The sequence below is a fragment of the Streptomyces sp. CA-181903 genome (assembly GCF_050937075.1).
Classification (GTDB): Bacteria; Actinomycetota; Actinomycetes; order Streptomycetales; family Streptomycetaceae; genus Streptomyces.
Genome location: NZ_JBNJLY010000001.1, coordinates 5,650,865 through 5,667,535 on the forward strand (window position 1 = coordinate 5,650,865; position 16,671 = coordinate 5,667,535).

The 16,671-nt window shown below is 73.0% G+C and carries 12 protein-coding genes and 1 pseudogene; 10 read left to right on the forward strand and 3 right to left on the reverse strand.

Annotated elements, in window-relative coordinates; translation table 11 throughout:
• Window positions 1–31 precede the first annotated feature (31 nt).
• The 6 genes from ACQEVS_RS25295 (at window position 32) to ACQEVS_RS25320 (ending at window position 9,114) form a co-directional block, all read left to right on the forward strand.
• Complete coding sequence (locus tag ACQEVS_RS25295) at window positions 32–2,071, forward strand: glycogen debranching N-terminal domain-containing protein (RefSeq protein WP_433023824.1); 2,040 nt, start codon at window positions 32–34, stop codon at window positions 2,069–2,071.
• A gap of 122 nt (window positions 2,072–2,193) precedes the next feature.
• Complete coding sequence (locus ACQEVS_RS25300; RefSeq protein WP_004949054.1) at window positions 2,194–2,955, forward strand: NUDIX hydrolase; 762 nt, start codon at window positions 2,194–2,196, stop codon at window positions 2,953–2,955.
• Between the two features lie 161 nt (window positions 2,956–3,116).
• The gene (locus ACQEVS_RS25305; protein ID WP_433023826.1) at window positions 3,117–4,910 is read left to right on the forward strand and encodes an ATP-binding cassette domain-containing protein; all 1,794 of its coding nucleotides are present in this window, start codon (window positions 3,117–3,119) and stop codon (window positions 4,908–4,910) included.
• 264 nt (window positions 4,911–5,174) lie between these two features.
• Complete coding sequence (locus ACQEVS_RS25310; protein ID WP_433023828.1) at window positions 5,175–6,113, forward strand: FadR/GntR family transcriptional regulator; 939 nt, start codon at window positions 5,175–5,177, stop codon at window positions 6,111–6,113.
• Between the two features lie 417 nt (window positions 6,114–6,530).
• On the forward strand, window positions 6,531–8,087 hold the full coding sequence (locus ACQEVS_RS25315) for an RNA polymerase sigma factor (RefSeq protein ID WP_433023830.1): 1,557 nt from the start codon (window positions 6,531–6,533) through the stop codon (window positions 8,085–8,087).
• 154 nt (window positions 8,088–8,241) lie between these two features.
• Window positions 8,242–9,114: a S1 family peptidase gene (locus tag ACQEVS_RS25320; protein ID WP_433023832.1), complete on the forward strand. Its 873-nt coding sequence runs from the start codon at window positions 8,242–8,244 to the stop codon at window positions 9,112–9,114.
• 148 nt (window positions 9,115–9,262) lie between these two features.
• Here ACQEVS_RS25320 and ACQEVS_RS25325 read toward each other — a convergent pair whose 3' ends face one another.
• Complete coding sequence (locus ACQEVS_RS25325; protein ID WP_004949045.1) at window positions 9,263–9,493, reverse strand: DUF7455 domain-containing protein; 231 nt, start codon at window positions 9,491–9,493, stop codon at window positions 9,263–9,265.
• A gap of 446 nt (window positions 9,494–9,939) precedes the next feature.
• Between ACQEVS_RS25325 and ACQEVS_RS25330 the strand changes: the two genes are divergently transcribed.
• The 4 genes and pseudogenes from ACQEVS_RS25330 (at window position 9,940) to ACQEVS_RS25345 (ending at window position 14,781) form a co-directional block, all read left to right on the forward strand.
• On the forward strand, window positions 9,940–12,060 hold the full coding sequence (locus ACQEVS_RS25330) for a DNA gyrase/topoisomerase IV subunit B (RefSeq protein ID WP_433023834.1): 2,121 nt from the start codon (window positions 9,940–9,942) through the stop codon (window positions 12,058–12,060).
• A 164-nt stretch (window positions 12,061–12,224) separates the two neighbouring features.
• Window positions 12,225–12,713: a DUF1453 domain-containing protein gene (locus ACQEVS_RS25335; RefSeq protein ID WP_433023836.1), complete on the forward strand. Its 489-nt coding sequence runs from the start codon at window positions 12,225–12,227 to the stop codon at window positions 12,711–12,713.
• A gap of 73 nt (window positions 12,714–12,786) precedes the next feature.
• Window positions 12,787–13,949: pseudogene (locus ACQEVS_RS25340) on the forward strand (sensor histidine kinase).
• Window positions 13,950–14,010: 61 nt separating this feature from the next.
• Window positions 14,011–14,781 carry a response regulator gene (locus tag ACQEVS_RS25345; RefSeq protein ID WP_433023838.1) on the forward strand — a complete coding sequence of 257 codons (771 nt, stop codon included), beginning with the start codon at window positions 14,011–14,013 and terminating at the stop codon, window positions 14,779–14,781.
• 35 nt (window positions 14,782–14,816) lie between these two features.
• On the opposite strand, the gene ACQEVS_RS25350 is transcribed toward ACQEVS_RS25345, so the two are convergent.
• Window positions 14,817–15,494, reverse strand: a complete 678-nt coding sequence (locus ACQEVS_RS25350; RefSeq protein WP_433023840.1) for a response regulator — start codon at window positions 15,492–15,494, stop codon at window positions 14,817–14,819.
• 157 nt (window positions 15,495–15,651) lie between these two features.
• The gene (locus tag ACQEVS_RS25355) at window positions 15,652–16,566 is read right to left on the reverse strand and encodes a sucrase ferredoxin (protein ID WP_433023842.1); all 915 of its coding nucleotides are present in this window, start codon (window positions 16,564–16,566) and stop codon (window positions 15,652–15,654) included.
• Between the last annotated feature and the right edge of the window lie 105 nt (window positions 16,567–16,671).

Genomic DNA, 16,671 nt, shown 5'->3' on the forward strand with positions numbered 1-16,671 from the left:
CCGGCCCGTGACTCCCAGGGAGCGCAGACCCGTGCAAGGCACCGCCGCCCATGCCCAGCCCGCCCCCCGCCCGGCCGCGCCCCGGCGCCCCGGTGACGCCCGCCCGCAGGGGCCGCGCCCGGTGCACACGGCACTGATCTGCGTCGCCCTGCCCGCCCTCGCCATCTCCGAGGAGCACGGGCAGCTCACCGGCCACGGTCTGGACGGCTTCTACCGCAACGGCCACCGCCTGCTGGCACGTTGTGTGCTCCGGGTGGACGGGACCGAGCCGGTCCCCCTCCAGGGCCGGCTGGTCGACGCCGGGCGGGCGCGGTTCGTGGCCGGCCTCCGCACCCCGGTGGACGAAGGGCCCGACCCCGCCGTCACGGTGGAGCGCGTCCGGGACGCCGAGGGCGTCGAGCGGGTCACCCTGCGCAGCGCGGCGCCGCGCGAGGCCCGGCTCCGGGTCGAGATGTCGCTCGGGACGGACCTCGCGGACCTCGGCCTGATCGCCCACGGCACGGCGGCCCCCGAACTGCCCGCCGCCGTCCATGGATCCGGCCTCCGCTGGACGGCACCCGGCCTGCACACCGTCGTGACCGCCGACCCGCCGCCGGACGACGCCCTGGCCTCGGCCGGACTGCTCTGCTGGGAGATACGGCTGCCGCCCGGCGGCACGCGCAGCGTCGAACTGCGCGTCCGCCCCGAGATCCCCGGCAGGCCCCGCCCGCCCGAGGGCCCCCGCACCCGGACACGCGCCCCGGCGCCCTGGGGTGACGCCCAGGCGGAGGGCGACGACCCGCGGGCCGCCGCCCTGCTGGCCGGCAGCCTCGACGACCTCGGGGCCCTGCTCGTCCGCGACCCCAAGATCCCCGGAGATGTGCACGTCGCCGCCGGCGCCCCCTGGCGCTGCGGCGGCCTCGCCCCCGCCGAGGCCCTGTGGGCCGCGCGGATGACCCTCCCGCTCGGCGTCCGGCTCGCCGCCGGCACACTGCGCACCCTCGCCCGCACCCAGCTCCCCGGCCCCGGCCCGGAACGGGGCCGCGTCCCCGGTGCCCTCCGGCACACCGGGGCGCACCTCCCGCCCGGGTGCACCGGGATCGAGGCCACCCTGCTGTTCCCCACCGTCCTCGCGGAGGCCAGGCGCTGGGGGCTGCCCTCCCAGGAGATCGAGCCGCTGCTCCCGGCGGCCGAGCGCTGCCTGGCCTGGCTGCGTTCGGCCGCCGACGACCGCGGCTACCTGGCGGACCCGGTGCCCGGCGGCCCGTACCGGTGCGAGGTGCAGGCCCACGCCCACCGGGCCGCCCTGCTGGGCGCCGACCTCCTCGCGGCCCACGACCGCCCGGGGGCGGACGAGTGGCACGCCTGGGCCGCCGGTCTGAGGCGCCGCTTCCGCGAGGACTTCTGGGCCGACGACCGCGGCGGCGGCCGCCCGGTGGCCGCCCTGGCGCCGGACGGCGAACCCGTTCCGCACCTGGGCTGCGCCGCCGCCCACCTCCTCGACACCGGCCTGCTGGGCGAGGGCGAGTACGCCCCCGGCCTGCTGGACCGGGCCCGCACCGAGCAACTGGCCAGGCTGCTGGGCAGCCCCGCCCTCGACTCCGGCTGGGGCCTGCGCAGCCTGGGGGTCAAGGAAGGCGGCCACAACCCCTTCGGCCACCGCGGCGGAGCCGTGCGCGTCCACGAGACGGCCGTCGCGGTCGCGGGCCTGGCCGCGGCCGGTTTCGAGAAGGAGGCGGGCTCCCTCGCCCGCGGCGTACTGGACGCCGCCGAGACCTTCGGCCACCGGCTGCCGGAGATGTACGCGGGCGAGCAGCGCACCGCCGGGAGCGCCCCGCTGCCCCATCCGGCGGCCTGCCGTCCCGCGGCCGTCGCGGCGGCAGGCGCCGTCCAGTTGCTGACGGCGTTCGCGGGAGTGCGGCCCGACGTCCCGGCGGGCGGCGTGACGGTCCGCCCGCCCGGTTCGGCGCCCCTCGGGGCGCTGCGGTTCACCGGGCTGAGGGTGGCCGAGCAGCCGTTCGCCGTACGCATCAGCCGGCTCGGCCTGGGCATGGTCGAGGAAGCCGCCGACGGACTGCAGCTGGGAGTGTGAGCGCCGTGCGCGCCGTTCCGCTCGAAGGGCCCCGTGGCGCCTCCGGTGGCGCCGTGTTCTCCACCGCGGCTCACGTGGGGCAAGAACCTGTTTATCGTCAGGCAGACGACTATGATCGCGTCATGCCCTACGACCCGTCGGCCTTCCCGCCCTTCGCCGTCACCGTCGACCTGGTCGTGCTCACCGTGCGGCGGCACTCCCTGTGCGCGCTGGCGGTGCGCCGCGGCGAGCCGCCCTTCCAGGGCCGATGGGCGTTGCCCGGGGGCTTCGTCCGGTCCGACGAGGACCTGGCGACGGCCGCGGCCCGCGAGCTGGCCGAGGAGACGGGGCTGCACGTCCTGCACGACCCCGCCTGCCCGGCCACCGCCCACGCGGCCCACCTCGAACAGCTCGCCACCTACGGCGATCCCAAGCGCGATCCCCGTATGCGCGTCGTCAGCGTGGCGCACCTGGCGCTCGCTCCCGACCTGCCCGCGCCCCGCGCCGGCGGCGACGCGCACAGCGTGCGCTGGGCCCCCGTCGAGGACCTGCTCGACCAGGACGGCCACGCCCGGGACGGCGAACAGGCCGCCCCGCTGGCCTTCGACCACGCCCGCATCCTCGCCGACGGGGTCGAACGCGCCCGCTCCAAGATCGAGTACTCGTCCCTCGCCACCGCCTTCTGCCCCCAGGAGTTCACCGTCGGGGAGCTGCGCCGGGTCTACGAGGCCGTCTGGGGCGTCGCCCTCGACCCCCGCAACTTCCACCGCAAGGTCACCGGCACCCCCGGTTTCCTGGTCCCCACCGGCGGCACGACGACCCGGCAGGGCGGACGCCCCGCACAGCTCTTCCGCGCGGGCGGCGCCACGCTCCTCAACCCGCCCATGCTCCGCCCGGAGGCGTAGCGCCCGGCACGTTCTCCCCTCGGGCGCGGGACGGGACACGCCGCCCGCCCCGCTGCGTAGCAAATAGGACATATCGGGTTACGGTGCTGCGGTACGTCCCGTGCTCCCGCGCCACCCTTCCCCTTCCGCGCGGGACCGTCTCACGCCCCGCGAGGGAAGTCATGATCCAGGCCATCGGACTGACCAGCGTCCCCCGCCGCAACCGGCCACCCGTCGTCGACGACCTGACCTTCGAGGCCCGCCCCGGGCGCGTGACCGTCCTGCTCGGAGAGGCGGGCGCGGGTAAGACCAGCGCCCTGCGCCTCATGCTGCGGCTCGACCCGGGCCGCGGCGTCGCCCTGTTCCGCGGCCGCAGCCTCGACCGCGTCGCCCACCCCGTGCGCGAGGTCGGCGTGCTCCTCGGGGACGTCCCGGGCCACCCCGGCCGCACGGCCCGCGGCCACCTGCGCATGCTCAGCGCGGCCGCCGGGGTCCCCGCCGCCCGTGCCGACGAGGTACTCGACGTCGTGGGCCTCAGCGGGCTGGCCGACCAGCGCATCGGGGACTTCTCCCGCGGCATGGACCGCCGGCTGGGCATCGCCGCCGCCCTCCTCGGCGACCCGCACACCCTCGTCCTGGACGAGCCGACCGGCGGCCTCTCCCCCCGGGAGACCTCCTGGCTCCACGGGCTCCTCCGCGGCTACGCGGCCCAGGGCGGGGCCGTGCTCGTCACCTCGTCCTCACCCGGAGAAGCCGCCCGCGTCGGCGACCAGATCGTCACCATCCACCGCGGACGCCTCGTCGCCGACCAGGAGACCGCGGTCTTCGCCCGGGCCCGCCTCCGACCACGGGTCGCCGTCCGGTCACCCTCGGCGGCGCGGCTCGCGCACATCATCTCCGCGGAGGCGCAGGCCGCCTGCCCACCGCCCGAGGCCCCGGCCGTGGAGGTCGTCCACGAGGGCGGCAGCGCTCTCGCCGTCTACGGCAGCAACTGCGCCGCCGTGGGGGAGACGGCCTACCGGCACGGCATCCTCGTGCACCGGCTCGCCGAGGAGGTCGAGTCCGGGCCCGTCCCCCCGCTCCAGCGCGCCGACGGCCGCCGGCCGGCCGACGCCGCGACCACCCCCGACGCCCCGGCGGGCGTCCCCGCCGCACCGGGGCGCGACGCACCCGAGGGGCCGCTCTCCCGGGTGCGGCCGCCCCTGCCGGCGCCCGGCCCGGCCTGGCCGCTGCGCTACGAACTCCACCGCTTCACCGGAGTGCGCACCGGCTGGGTCGTGGCGGGCACGGCGCTGCTGCTCTCCCTGCTCGCCTCGGTCCTGCTGGCCCGTGCCGGGGCGCCGGAGCCCGGCCTGCTCGCCGGGTGGCCCGCGCCGCTCCCGCTGCCGCCTGCCGCGCTCGGCGCGGGGGTGCTGGGAGCGCTGGCCTTCGGGCAGGAGTACCGCTACCCGGCGCTGGCGCCCGACGCGGGGGCCGTCCCCCGGCGGCTGGCGCTCCTCGGCGGCAAGCTCACGGTCACGGCCGCCGCCGCGCTGCTGCTCGCCCTCGCCTCGGTCGTCCTGGACGCCGTGGTGGTGCGGCTCCTCTTCGGGCGGTCCGTGGCGCTCTTCCCCGACGCCTGGCCGGGAGCCCTCACCGGATGGCTCGCCCTCGCCCTCGGCTGCGCGTGGGCCGGGCTGCTGGCCGCGGGCCTGTTCCGGTCCACCCTCCTGGGGCTCGTCGCCGTACTGGTGGTCCCGACGCTGGTGGTCCCGGTGGTGAACGCCGTGCTCGCCCGGCCCGCGGCCCGGTCGCTTGCCGGGCTGCCCGGAAGGCTCCGCTCCACGGCACCGCTCCAGTGGCCGGCCGGACTGGACGAGGGCGTCTCGACGGCCTTGCGGCTGGTGTCCCAGCCCGTCGGCTGGGCGCTCGCGCTGTCCCTGACGGGGCTGCTCGGGGCCTACGTCCTCACGGTGTTCCGGGGGAGGCCACGGTGAGCCGTGTGCTAGGGCGTCACCGACTCGTCGCGAGCCGGCCTCCGGGTGCGGGGGATACGGAGCGTAGCCGCCGGTCGGCCGGGCCCGCGGAGAACGTGGACGTCATCGGCGCACCCCGCGTCCGCCGGTGCCCGTGGGGAGACGTCCTACGACACGCTCCGGAACCGGGCCTCTATAGCCGTCCGTACGCGCTCGACCTCGAAGAGTGCCCAAATCTGTCCGTTTGGACGTCAATTGTGAGGTAATGGGCGATCACCCTTTCGTGTGCTTTTCACCAAAGACCTCAAGGCCCGTCGGCCCGTCGCCGACAAAGGAAGCGTGAGTACCCTTGCGCACACCATGATGACCGCGGCTCGCCCCGCCGACTCCGGCCTGACGGGCCCGGGCGAGCTCGACCGCTACTCCTACGCGGAGGCCCCCGGGGCCGACCGCGGCTCCGCGCACGTCTGGGACGGTGACGCGGAGCTGGGCCGCGCCGGCCGCCGGGCGGCCGGCAGCCGCGGCCGGGGGCTGCACGGACAGCTCGTCCAGCAGCTGGGGCAGATGATCGTCTCCGGCGATCTCGGTGCCGACCGGCCGCTCGTCCCCGAGGAGATCGGCCAGCGCTTCGAAGTCTCCCGCACCGTCGTCCGGGAGTCGCTGCGCGTCCTCGAGGCCAAAGGTCTGGTCAGCGCCCGCCCCAACGTCGGCACCAGGGTCCGTCCGGTCAGCGACTGGAACCTCCTCGACCCGGACATCATCGAGTGGCGGGCCTTCGGGCCCCAGCGCGACGACCAGCGCCGGGAGCTCTGCGAGCTTCGCTGGATCATCGAACCGCTGGCCGCACGGCTCGCCGCCGGACACGGCCGCGAAGACGTCCAGCAGCGCCTCGCCGACATGGCGGAGATCATGGGGCACGCCCTGGCCCAGGGTGACTCGCTCACGTTTTCCCGCGCCGACGCCGAGTTCCACGCCCTGCTGCTCCAGGTCGCGGGCAACCGCATGCTGGAGCACCTGTCGGGCATCGTCTCGGCGGCCCTGCACGTCTCCGGCGCCTCGGCCGGCGGGTGCGACCGCCCCACGGACGCGGGCGTCGGCCACCACCTCCGGATCGTCGACGCCGTCGGGGCGGGCGACGCGGGCGCCGCGGAATCCGCCATGCGTCAGCTGCTCGTCTCGCACCCCGAGGTCGAGCGGGCCGTGCCCGCGCCACGCGAGCACTGATCCGCGGGAACGGGCCGTACGGGCAAGGAGAGGTGCGCGCGGGACTGTTCGTCCGCCCCGCGCGTGCGACCGCGCGGGGAGTCGCAGAACCGCGCGGGGCGATCCGTACAGGCGCGTGCGAGAGGAAATGCGCCGCCGGTCTTGGGTCGAGCTGCGGAGGAGCGCGTCGTTCTGTCCCGGTCAGTGGCATTTCACACCCGTATGGGGTGTGACTCGGGCCACGGGGATTGGGCGTAACGCTCCCTGAGGCAGCGCGATGACTTAAGAGGTGGTGGCCGTGGAGGGAATACAGGCCTCGAACGAGGCGCTGTGTTGCTACCGCACTATCGCCCGCGCCGTCGGTTCATCCTTGCCGACGGTCGTCGGCTCCGATCCCCAGTGGATGGAGCCGGAAGCCGTTTCCATCGTTCCGAGAGGTTGTTCGTGTCGGCCAGCACATCCCGTACGCTCCCGCCGGAGATCGCCGAATCCGAGTCTCTGATGGCGCTCATCGAGCAGGGAAAGGCCGAGGGGCAGATCGCCGGCGACGACGTGCGTCGGGCCTTCGAGGCTGACCAGATTCCGCCAACCCAGTGGAAGAACGTTCTGCGCAGCCTCAACCAGGTCCTCGATGAGGAAGGTGTGACGCTGATGGTCAGTGCGGCAGAGGCGCCCAAGCGCACCCGCAAGAGCGTCGCAGCGAAGAGCCCGGCGAAGCGCACCGCCACCAAGGCCGTCTCGTCCAAGACGGTCACGTCCCGCCCGTCGTCCACGGCCGCCGCCACGTCCGCCGCGGGCTACGGCGACGAAGCGGGTGACGAGGCCGTGACGCCCGCCAAGAAGGCCGCCGCGAAGAAGACGGCCGCGAAGAAGACGGTGGCCAAGAAGGCCACCGCCAAGAAGACCACGGCCAAGAAGGCCACCTCGAAGAAGGACGCCGACGAGCTCCTCGAGGACGAGCTCGTCGACGAGACCCCCACCCCCGGCAAGGTCGACGAGGAGGAGGAGACCGGCGAGAACAAGGGCTTCGTCCTGTCCGACGAGGACGAGGACGACGCCCCGGCGCAGCAGGTCGCGGTGGCCGGTGCCACCGCCGACCCGGTCAAGGACTACCTCAAGCAGATCGGCAAGGTCCCCCTCCTCAACGCCGAGCAGGAGGTGGAGCTCGCCAAGCGGATCGAGGCCGGTCTGTTCGCCGAGGACAAGCTGGCCAACGCGGACAAGCTCGCTCCCAAGCTCAAGCGTGAGCTGGAGATCATCGCCGAGGACGGTCGGCGCGCCAAGAACCACCTGCTGGAGGCCAACCTCCGACTCGTGGTCTCCCTGGCCAAGCGCTACACCGGCCGCGGCATGCTCTTCCTGGACCTGATCCAGGAGGGCAACCTCGGTCTGATCCGTGCGGTCGAGAAGTTCGACTACACGAAGGGCTACAAGTTCTCGACCTACGCCACTTGGTGGATCCGCCAGGCGATCACGCGAGCCATGGCCGACCAGGCCCGCACCATCCGCATCCCGGTGCACATGGTCGAGGTCATCAACAAGCTCGCGCGCGTGCAGCGCCAGATGCTCCAGGACCTGGGCCGTGAGCCCACCCCGGAGGAGCTGGCCAAGGAACTCGACATGACCCCCGAGAAGGTCATCGAGGTCCAGAAGTACGGCCGTGAGCCGATCTCCCTCCACACCCCGCTGGGTGAGGACGGGGACAGCGAGTTCGGTGACCTCATCGAGGACTCCGAGGCGGTCGTCCCGGCCGACGCGGTGAGCTTCACGCTTCTGCAGGAGCAGCTGCACTCGGTTCTGGACACGCTCAGCGAGCGCGAGGCCGGCGTGGTGTCCATGCGCTTCGGTCTCACCGACGGTCAGCCGAAGACGCTCGACGAGATCGGCAAGGTCTACGGGGTGACGCGTGAGCGCATCCGGCAGATCGAGTCGAAGACCATGTCCAAGCTGCGTCACCCCTCGCGTTCGCAGGTGCTGCGCGACTACCTGGACTGATCCTCGACGTCCCGGTCGCAGGGCCCGGTTCCTCTTCGGAGGGGCCGGGCCTTCGCCGTTCGGCGGGTGCGGCGGACGGCGGACTCCGGATGCGGTGGACGGTGCCCGGGTTGACTCTGGGAAGGCAAGTGCTTCCGCTGCGTCAGGAGACCGTATGCGCGCCCTGGGCTGTTCGCTGACCGCCGCCTTCGCGCTGCTGCTCGCGGTGCCGAACCCGGTGGCGGCCGACGAGCGGCTGGTCGTGGGAGGGCAGGAGGTGAAGACGGCGGACGCGCCGTGGGTGGTGGCCCTGGCGAGCCGGGAACGCTTCGGCGCGACGCGCTCGGGGCAGTTCTGCGGCGGCGTCGTGGTGGGGCGCAGCACCGTTGTGACGGCCGCCCACTGCCTGACCCGCGAGGTGCTCGGTACGGAACCGAGCGCGGCCTCCGACCTGCGGGTCATCGTCGGCCGTGACGATCTGAAGGGGAAGGCCGGGTCCGAGCTGGCCGTCAAGGAGGCCTGGGTCAACCCGGGCTTCGACGCGGGGACCAACGCCGGGGACGTCGGCGTCATCACGTTGGCGGAGCCGCTTCCCGACGGCCGCGCGATCGCGATGGCGCAGCAGGGCGAAGCGGTCTACGCGGCGAATACGCCCGCCATGGTGTACGGCTGGGGCGACACCCTGGGCAACGGATCGTACTCGGACACGCTGCGCGCCGCCTCGGTGCTCGTGCTCGGCGACGAGCTCTGCGAGCAGGCTTATCCGGGCGGGCTCGAAGGGGCCTACGACCGGAAGACCATGCTCTGTGCCGGCTGGCCGGAGGGCGGGAAGGACGCGTGCCAGGGCGACAGCGGGGGCCCGCTGGTGGCGGACGGACGGCTGGTGGGGCTGGTGTCATGGGGGAGCGGATGCGCCCAGCCCGGCCGTCCGGGGGTCTATACGCGCATCTCCGCCGTTTCCGCGTTGGTCACGGCGCACAGTGTCGACGCGAAGCCGCACGCCTCTCAGGGGCCCGCACAGCTCGCGCGTCCGGCGGTTCCGTCGTGAGGGCGGAACCGGGCCCGACGAGGACGGGCGGCCGCCCCCGGTGGGGGCGCCGCCCGTCGCTGCCCAGCCCACAGGGGTCGGACCTCGCTCGTCGTGGATGCGATGTGCCAGCGTTCCAGCGGTGGACTCAGCGGTCCTCGGGAGGACCTCAGCGGTCCTCGTCGGACGCGGAGGCCGGGACGGCCGTCAGTCGCTCGGTCTCGTCCTGTATCTCCGCGGCGATCTTCTTGAGCTCCGGCTCGAACTTGCGCCCGTGGTGGGCACAGAACAGCAGCTCACCGCCGCTCAGGAGAACGACGCGCAGGTAAGCCTGAGCGCCGCACCGGTCGCAGCGGTCAGCGGCCGTCAGCGGGCTCGCGGGGGTCAGAACAGTAGTCACGTCGCCTCTTCTCTAGCTCGACGAGCTGTCGTACCAGGGTCAACATCCAACCAGGCCGAAAACGTTCCCGCTCGTGGCTTTTCCTCGAAACTTCCTTCCGAGTGAGCCGGATCTTGACGTTTGGCGGCGAATGAGCCGTATTGCGTGGGTCTACGGTTTCACATCGCTGAGGTTCTCATCATCGGGGGGTGCGTCCACCCGGCCGGCTTGCCGGGTTGTTCTTCAGGACGTGCCCGGAGCCTAAATGGTTCATGCCTCCAAGGGAACGTGATGTGCACGTCACCCCATCGAGTCATCGAACGCTTATTCGAAATTCGACTAGCATGGTCGGCGCCGCGGGTGGCGGCACAAAGGCTCTACCGGGCCTCGGTACCCTCTGAACGGCGAACGAGCCAGCCATGCGCCCGCAGACGGGTGACAGAGAAATTCAGCGAGGAGCGAACCGCGTGACCGCCGATACGTCCGTGCCGTCCACCGCATTGCTGACCGGGGCAGACCGGGACGGATCCAACTACACCGCGCGGCACCTGCTCGTCCTCGAAGGACTGGAAGCCGTCCGGAAGCGTCCCGGCATGTACATCGGGTCGACGGACAGCCGCGGCCTGATGCACTGCCTCTGGGAGATCATCGACAACTCCGTCGACGAGGCCCTGGGCGGTTACTGCGACCGGATCGACGTGATCCTGCACGACGACGGCTCCGTGGAGGTCCGCGACAACGGCCGGGGCATCCCGGTGGACATCGAGCCCAAGACGGGGCTGTCGGGCGTCGAGGTCGTCATGACCAAGCTGCACGCGGGAGGGAAGTTCGGCGGCGGCGCGTACGCGGCCTCCGGCGGCCTGCACGGGGTCGGCGCCTCCGTCGTCAACGCGCTCTCCGCGCGACTGGACGTCGAGGTGGACCTCCACAGCAGGACCCACACGATCAGCTTCCGCCGCGGCGTGCCGGGCATCTTCACCGAGTCCGGTCCCGACGCGCCCTTCGACCCGGCCAGTGGGCTGCTCAAGGGCAAGAAGGTGCCCAAGAACCGGACCGGCACCCGGGTCCGCTACTGGGCGGACCGCCAGATCTTCCTCAAGGACGCCAAGCTGTCCTTGGAGACGCTCTACGGGCGCGCCCGGCAAACGGCCTTCCTGGTGCCCGGACTGACCATCGTGGTGCGGGACGAGCGCGGCCTGGACGGCGCGGACGTCACCGAGGAGACGTTCCGCTACGACGGCGGGATCAGCGAGTTCTGCGAGTTCCTCGCGCAGGACAAGGGCGTCTGCGACGTGTTGCGGCTGAGCGGACAGGGCACGTTCAAGGAGACCGTGCCCGTCCTCGACGAGCGCGGGCACATGATGCCCACCGAGGTCACCCGGGAGCTCGGAGTCGACATCGCGCTGCGCTGGGGGACCGGTTACGACACCACGATCAGGTCTTTCGTCAACATCATCGCCACCCCGAAGGGCGGCACGCACGTCACGGGCTTCGAGCGGTCCGTCACCAAGACCGTCAACGACGCGCTGCGCGCGAGCAAGCTGCTGCGCGTCGCTGAGGACGACGTCGTCAAGGACGACGCCCTGGAGGGCCTCACAGCGGTGGTGACCGTGCGGCTGGCCGAGCCGCAGTTCGAGGGGCAGACGAAGGAGGTGCTGGGCACCTCGGCCGCCTCCCGGATCGTCGCGAACGTCGTGGCCAAGGAGCTCAAGGCGTTCCTGACGTCGACCAAGCGCGACGCGAAGCAGCAGGCGCGGGCCGTGCTGGAGAAGATCGTCGCGGCGGCCAGGACGCGGATCGCCGCCCGGCAGCACAAGGAGGCGCAGCGCCGCAAGACGGCACTGGAGTCCTCGTCGCTGCCTGCCAAGCTGGCCGACTGCCGCAGCGACGACGTGGAGCGCAGCGAGCTGTTCATCGTCGAGGGAGACTCGGCCCTGGGCACCGCCAAGCTGGCGCGGAACTCGGAGTTCCAGGCGCTGCTGCCGATCCGCGGCAAGATCCTGAACGTGCAGAAGGCCTCGGTCTCGGACATGCTCAAGAACGCCGAGTGCGGGGCGATCATCCAGGTGATAGGAGCGGGGTCCGGCCGGACCTTCGACATCGACGCCGCGCGCTACGGCAAGGTCATCTTCCTCGCGGACGCCGACGTCGACGGAGCGCACATCCGGATCCTGCTGCTCACCCTCTTCCAGCGCTACATGCGGCCGATGGTGGAGGAGGGGCGGGTGTTCTCCGCGGTGCCGCCGCTGCACCGGGTGGAGCTGACCCGCCCCAAGAAGGGGCAGGACAAGTACATCTACACCTACTCCGACAACGAGCTGCGGCAGACGTTGCTGGAGCTGGAGCGCAAGGGCATCCCGTACAAGGACTCCGTCCAGCGCTACAAGGGTCTGGGTGAGATGGACGCCGACCAGCTCGCGGAGACCACGATGGACCCGCGCCACCGCACCCTGCGCCGGATCAACATCAGCGACCTGGAGGCCGCCGAGCGCACCTTCGACCTGCTGATGGGCAACGAGGTCGCGCCACGCAAGGAGTTCATCACCAACTCGGCGGCGACGCTCGACCGCTCGCGGATCGACGCCTGAGTCTCCACCCCGGGTGGAGAGAGGATCTCCACCCGGGCTCCACCCCTGATCCACCCCTGCTCCGATCCGTGCCGGGCGCCGGGTCCGTAGCGTCGGATGTGTCGGCCGGCAGCGTGTTCATCCGCGGTCGGCCGCCGTGTCCACGCTCAACGGAGGGGCCTTCCATGTCCGCTGTGATCGACGCAGGGGTGATCGTCGCTGTCGTCGCGCTCGTCGTCGTGCGGCAGTTCAAGCCGCAGAAGGTGACCTCGGGTGAACGACGGTGGTGGATCGTGCCCGCGGTGCTGGTCTTCGTGGCCGCCAGGGAGCCGGGGATGGTGGACGCCGGGCATCGGGCGGCGTCCGTGGGGCTGTTGGCGGCGGGGGTGGTGGTCGGGCTCGTGACCGGTGCGGGCTGGGCCTGGACCACACGAATATGGACCGACAAATCGGGAGCGGTCTGGGCGCGGGGCACGAAGGCCGCGGTGGCGATCTGGGCCGGCGGGCTGGTGCTGCGGCTGGGGCTGTCCGGGATCGGCGCGCTGATCGGCGTCCATCAGGGGACCGCGGCCACTCTGGTCACGCTCGCGGCGATGCTGCTGGCCCGCACCGGGATCGTGGTGCTGCGGGCCCGGCAGACGCTTCCGGCGTACGGTGTCGTTGCCGGTGGCTGAGACCGCGATGTGTCGGACCGCTGTGCGTCAGACCGCGGTGCGTGAGGCCGGAGCACGGGTGAAGGAGCCGGACGTGCCCAGGGAGAACTGGACCGCGTGGCCCGCCCGGGAGGCGCTCGCCCGGACCGGTGTGCCGCGCCGTCGCCAGGTGCTGACGTGGATCGTGCGCGCCGTGCTGGTCGGGGTGTTCTTCGCCGGCGTGGTGCGGGAGCACACGCTCAGCGGCTGGGAGTACGCCGTGGTGGCCGCGGGGTTCGCGGTGTGCGGCGCCGCGATCTGGCGGTGCTACACCACGACGCTCGACCGGCGGCTGTGGGCCTCGGTCGGACTGCTGGCGGTGCCGGTCGTGGCGGGCATCCCGGCCGAGTGGGCGGGGACGCATGTCACCGCCGCCGGACTGTGGTGCATCTCCGCGGTCGTGGCGGTGGAGCGGCTGCCGCTCGGGCCCGGCCTGGGGCTGGCGGCGGCCCCGCTGGGGGCCTATGTCCTGACGACGCGGGACTCCTGGGCCGGAACGGCCGGGACGGTGGCCATGGTGCTGCTCATCGGGTACTCGCTGAGGCTCGACGAGGAGGCGCGCGGGGCCGGGTTCCGGATGCTGGCCCAGGAGCGGGCCGCGCGCCGGGCGGAGGCGGAGACGGCGGCGCTGAACGAGCGGGCGCGGATCGCACGCGAGATCCACGACGTTCTCGCGCACAGCCTCTCGGCCCAGCTGGTGCACTTGGAGGCCGCGCGGCTGCTGGTCGAGAGCGGCGCGGAACACGAGCGGATCCTCGAACGGATCGTGTCGGCACGGGGGATGGCCCGAGAGGGGCTGGCCGAGACCCGGCAGGCGCTGTCCGCGCTCCGGGGGAGATGACACGCCCGGAGGAGTTCCTGCGGGACCTCGCGGCCGCGCAGGGGGCCGACCTCCGGGTGACCGGCGAGCCGCGCCGGCTTCCGGCGGAGGCCGGGCTGGCGGTGCGCCGGGTCGCTCAGGAGGCGCTCACCAATGTGCGCAAGCACGCTCCGGGGGCGCGGGTGGAGATGGAGTTCTCCTATTTGGAGGGAGAAGTGGAGCTGGCGGTTCATGACGGTGGGGCGCGGGGGAAGAACACCGAGCTGGCCGGTTCCGGCGCCGGGTACGGACTGCTCGGCATGCGGGAGCGGGCCGAGCTGCTGGGGGGCAGTCTGGAGGCCGGTCCGGTGGCCGAGGGGCGTGAGGGCTTTGTGGTGCGCCTGAGAGTGCCGGCGTGATGAGAAGCATGGGGAGTGTCAGGTGGGGGGAGTGGGAGTGGTTCCGGGAGGCGGGAGCGGTGTGAGCGGAGCAGGTGAGGCGGAGCGGTCGCCGGCGCGGGTCCTGGTGGTGGACGACCAGACCGTGGTGCGTGAGGGGATCGTGATGCTGTTGGGGCTGTTGCCCGGCATTGAGGTCGTCGGGTCGGCGGCTGACGGGCTGGAGGCCGTGCGGCTCGTCGCCGAGCACGCCCCGGACGTGGTGCTGATGGATCTGCGCATGCCGCGCTGCGACGGCGTCGAGGCCACCCGGCGTATCCGTGAGAACCACCCGGACACCCAGGTCGTGGTGCTCACCACCTTCGGGGACGACGACTCGCTGTTCCCCGCCCTCCAGGCCGGGGCGCGGGGGTATCTCACCAAGGACGCCGGAGGGGAGGAGATCGTCCGGGCGATCGAGGACGTGAGGTCAGGGGCGGCGGGGCTCTCGCCGCAGGTGCAGCGGAGGCTGCTGGAGCGGCTGGCGACGGCGGCGCCCGCCAAGGCGCCAGGGGCGTATGGCGCGTTGGCGTCGCCCGGTCCGTACGCCGATCGTCGGGCGGCGGGGCCCGGGGGAGCGCCGGAGGCGCTGCCCGACGGGCTGACCGCACGGGAGGCGGAGGTCCTGGCGCTGGTCGCGGAGGGGCTGTCGAACACGGAGATCGCCCGGCGGCTGCACGTCAGCACGGCCACGGTGAAGACGCACATCAACAACCTCTTCGCCAAGACGGGGGTACGGGACCGGGCGCAGGCCGTGCGGTACGCGTTCCACCATGGCATCGCGGGGCCCCTCGGGCCGGGGGCCCGGGGCTGAGGGGGTGGAGGGGGGCGTCGTCCGGGGCAGGTCGGTCAGCGGCCGGACCAGGTGTAGCGGTGTTCGGGGCGGCCCGTGGAGCCGTAGCGCAGGGTCAGACTCAGTCGGCCGGACGTCTCCAGGCGCTTGAGGTAGCGCTGGGCGGTGGAGCGGCTCAGTCCGGCGCGGGTCGCGACCTCGTGGGCGGACAGGGGATGGGCGGCGTCGCGGAGCACCCGGCGAATCAGTTCCGCCGTCGGGGCGGAGTGGCCCTTGGGCAACGGCGGTGAGGCGGCGGCCGTACGGAGGGTGGAGAAGATCCGGTCCACTTGTTCCTGCTCGGCCTCCTCGGTGCCGTCGAGGGCCAGTCGCAGCCGGGCGTATGCCTCCAGCTTCGCCCGCAGACCCGGGAAGGAGAACGGTTTGACGAGATACTGCAGGGCTCCGTAGCGGATGGCCGTGCGGACGGTGGCGATGTCCCGGGCCGCGGTCACCATGATGACGTCCGTCGGATGCCCCGACTGCCGGACGCGGCCCATGAGTGACAGGCCCGTCTCGTCGGGCAGGGAGTGGTCGAGCAGCATCAGGTCGACGTGCTCGCGTTCCAGAACGGCCATGGCCTGGGCCGCGTTGTGGGCGGTGGCCCGTACGCGGAAGCCCGGAACCCGTTCCACGTACGCCGCGTTGACCTCCGCCACACGCAAGTCGTCGTCCACGACGAGGACTTCGAACATGGTGCACCCCTTCGAGCGGTGTGGCCGGACGGCCTTCGGCTCCGCCGTCTCGCGGCCCCGTCGTACCGTCACCTGTTCTAGCGTGCGCAGAACGAGCAGAACAGGGTTCGGGTGCTCAAGCGGCACAACGCGCGGAAGGCCCGGCCTCCGGAGCTCCTCAGGTGAGCGGGACGACGGCGACGACGTCCATGCGGGCCGGAGAGCCGAGGGCCCGGCCGCAGCTCTCGGGGCGGGGCGGTTCGGCGGCGCCCTGCTCGACGACGACCCGCCAGGAACGGCCGTCGGTGTGGGTCACGGTCACCTCGTGGCGAGGGGCGGCGCCGCTGGTGGCGGTGGTGCCGGCCACGTCCAGGGCGTTCGCGTCCGTCTCGCCGGTCAGGGCGCGTACGGCCAGTTCGGCGGCCTGGGCGGGGCGGTCCCAGGCGGACCGGCCGCGGCAGTTCGCGGTCACCATCCGGCCCTCGCGCGCGGCCTCCAGTACCTCCTTCACGCCGTGCGCGGTGGCCCGGCCGTACGCGTAGCCGAAGGGCAGCACGAAGAGGGTCGGCGCGAAGCGGTGGCCGCCGATGTGGGTGACCTCCCAGACCCCGGTGCCCCCGGCGGTCGTCAGCTCCGCGGCGAGCGGGCGGCCCAGCAGGGCGCAGCAGCGGTCGCGCTTGCCGTTGGTGCACACCAGGGCGAGCGGATCGCCGGTGTACGGCTCCCACAGTCCGTCGTGGCGCCCGGCTCCCAGGGCGGGAAGGTCGAGGTCCAGGAGGAGCGCCGGGTCGTCGAGTTCGGTGGTGCGGATCCAGGAGCGGCCGGGGGCCGTGTGCGCGACGAAGATCCGGCGGCCGGCCGGTGGGCGGCAGTCGGCGTGTCGTCCGGGGCGGCGGATCAGGGCGGCCCGGACGCCCGTCCCGGCGGTCGCCCGCTCCAGGGCCCGGCCGACGGCGGGGTCGAGGCGGCTGCCGGTGAGGGCCTTGGCTCCCCAGGGGCCGGGCTGTTCGATCAGCAGCCAGGTGGGGGCGGTGACGGCGGTACCGGCCAGGGGCTCGGTCAGCAGTCGGGAGGCGGTGGCGCACGTGCTCACATAGGTGAGCCTAACCTGGGGCGGAGGGCGCTGCGCGCCCGGTCGGTCCCGGCTTCCGGTACGACCATATCCTGGGGCGGGCGGGACGCAGGGGCCCGCCGTGCT

Coding starts and splice junctions, on each gene's coding strand:
- ACQEVS_RS25300 (WP_004949054.1), top strand. CDS start 2,194: ATGCCCTACGACCCGTCGGCCTTCCCGCCCTTCGCCGTCACCGTCGAC.
- ACQEVS_RS25305 (WP_433023826.1), top strand. CDS start 3,117: ATGATCCAGGCCATCGGACTGACCAGCGTCCCCCGCCGCAACCGGCCA.
- ACQEVS_RS25320 (WP_433023832.1), top strand. CDS start 8,242: ATGCGCGCCCTGGGCTGTTCGCTGACCGCCGCCTTCGCGCTGCTGCTC.
- ACQEVS_RS25335 (WP_433023836.1), top strand. CDS start 12,225: ATGTCCGCTGTGATCGACGCAGGGGTGATCGTCGCTGTCGTCGCGCTC.
- ACQEVS_RS25350 (WP_433023840.1), bottom strand. CDS start 15,494: ATGTTCGAAGTCCTCGTCGTGGACGACGACTTGCGTGTGGCGGAGGTC.